The following is a 2,385-nucleotide window of genomic DNA, read 5'->3' on the forward strand; positions in this document are numbered from 1 at the left end:
CGCCGGCCGTGCCGGACGCGCCGGCCGCCGACGGACGTGCCCCCGGCCCACGGTGCGGGCCTCGCGACGGCTGGCCGTCGGTCACCAGCGCCAGCGTCAGCACGGTGGCCACGGCCGCGGCCATCACCCCCGCCGTCACACCCGCCTTGGCGGTCGATCCCAGCCCGTCGAACACCGCGGCCCCGCTGCCGGCCGCACCGTCCACGCCTCCGGCCGCCGTGGCCGGGCCCACCGTCCCGGCCACGGGGTACGTCCATGCCGAACGCGCCCCCGCCGGACACGCCTCCGCGGCGCCTCCTTCCTCCGCGCAACCCTGCGCCGCGTACACCTGCGCCGAACCCACCGCCGGGTACGGCGAGTACACGTCCGCGCCCCAGCCCACGACCGCCGACGGCAGCACCACCCGGAGCCGTTCGCAGGCGTCCCTGGCGCCCAGCGCCGCCGACCGGCAGTCGGCGCACCGCTCCAGATGACGGCGCAGCCCCCGGTCCGCCCGGGCCCGCAGCCCTCCGCGCACATACGTCCCCAGCCGGTCGGCACGGCGTGCGCATTCACCGCCCGCCGCCCGCGTCCCGGCGGTGCGCAACGTGAGGTAGGACTGCTGCAACCCCTCCCTCGCCCGCTGCGCCAGCACCGCCACCGCGTCCTCCGCCATGCCCAGCAGCGGCGTGACCTGCTGCGGCGGCTCCTCCTCGATCACGGTGTGCCACAGCACCACCTGCCACCGCTCGGGCAGATCGCGGAAGGCGCGCACCGCGGTGGACCGCTCGGCCCTCCGCATGGCCCGCACGTCCGCGTTCGCCACGAAGGCCCCTTCGCCACCCGGCGAATCGGCCGCCGCCGCGAAGACCGCGAAGTCCTCGACGAGCAGATCCCAGCCGCTCGTCCCCGCCCAGGCCGCCGCCACATCCCGGACCGCCGCCAGCAGATGGGTGCGCACCGCCGTGTCCGGCCCCGCACCGCCGCGCACGGCCAGCAGCGTGCGCGCGAAGACCTCGTCCGTCAGGTCGTTCGCGGTCGCCGTGTCCCGGCAGCAGTGGCGTACGTAGCGGCGCACCGCGCCGGCATGCCGCCGGTACAGCTCCTCGTACGCCCGGGTGTCCCCGCCGCGCATCCGCGACACCAGCTCCGCGTCGCCGGGCACGGCGTCAACCGCTCCCCCGGCCTCCTCCGCTCCGTCCACACCCTGTGGACCGCGCGGCTCCCCCCGCCCGTCAGCACCCAAAGCGAGAACCCCCGTACACACAGTCGCCACCGAACACCGGCAAAGCGTGTCACGGCGAGGGCCGCGCATTCCCGGCCGTGCGCCTCAATCACCCGTCCGGGGCGGGAAACCGCGAAACGGTACGCACACGGCGCCCGTACGAGGTATGGAGGTACGGGAGTCGAACGGCGGCTGCGTGAATCTGGCCGAAAAACGCTGCTCCGCCGCCGCGCCACCGGCGTCCCGGGCCCCGCCTCAGGCCCCCACAGGCTTGGCGTACCGCGGCCTGAGCCCCTCCAGCAGGATGTCGAGCAGCCGCGCCGAGGCCGCGGCCTGCTGCACCGCGTCCGGCAGGGACGGCGCCGCCGTGGCTATCACCAGCAGTATGTCCGCGACCGTCACATCGGACCTCAGTTCACCGGCGGCCTGCGCCCGCTCCACCAAGCGCCCGACGACATCGAGCAGTTCGAGGACGCCCGCGTCGTCCTCGGCGTTTCCGGCGTTCTCTTTCTCCCCGGTGCTTACGGCCTTCTCCCGCTCCCGGCCGGCCCGGCCGTCCACCAGCCGCAACCCGGCCTGCCCGTGCCCACCGCCCTGCGGCGTACGCTCTCCCCCCGGGCCGGCGCCCATGTCCCCGGCGGCCCCGCCCGGCCCGTCGGCGAACGACCCGACCCGCAGTATTCGAGGCGGCAGCAGCCGCCCGGCACCCGAATCCACCGAGGTGCGCAGGAACCGGGAGAGCGCCGACCACGGCTCCTCCTCCTGCCCCAGCGCCTCTCTGGCCTGCTCGGTCAGCCGCGCCGTCTCCTCCTGCGCTATGCGCCGCACCAGTACGTCCTTGCTGGGAAAACGCCGGTAGACCGTGCCGACCCCGACCCGCGCCCGGCGCGCGACGTCCTCCATCGGAGCGCCGTAGCCCAGCTCGCCGAAGACCTCGCGGGCGGCGCGCAGTACATGCTCCAGATTGCGCTGGGCGTCGACCCGCAGCGGGGTCGTACGCCTGCTCCCCCTGACGCTCCCCCCGTCGGCCGCGCGCGTGGCCCCGCGGCCTCCGCCCGCCGGGACCGCCCCGTTCACCGGGCCCGCCCCGCCGTCCGCGGAAGAGTCGGAGATGACGGCGGTAGACCAGCGAGAGCCCTGAATGCCCTGAATATGCATGTTGTATTCCCCCGGTTGTATGG

2 protein-coding genes are annotated in these 2,385 nt (G+C 75.3%); both read right to left on the reverse strand.

The window, feature by feature from the left end; genetic code table 11:
• A partial coding sequence (locus tag L7D48_RS28160; RefSeq protein WP_237883828.1) for a sigma-70 family RNA polymerase sigma factor occupies positions 1-1,144 on the reverse strand: 1,144 nt, incomplete at its 3' end.
• Positions 1,145-1,459: 315 nt separating this feature from the next.
• Positions 1,460-2,362, reverse strand: a complete 903-nt coding sequence (locus L7D48_RS28165; RefSeq protein ID WP_237883830.1) for a TetR/AcrR family transcriptional regulator — start codon at positions 2,360-2,362, stop codon at positions 1,460-1,462.
• Positions 2,363-2,385: the final 23 nt, after the last annotated feature.

Source organism: Streptomyces sp. ICN903 (assembly GCF_022015835.1).
GTDB classification, from domain to species: domain Bacteria; phylum Actinomycetota; class Actinomycetes; order Streptomycetales; family Streptomycetaceae; genus Streptomyces; species Streptomyces fenghuangensis.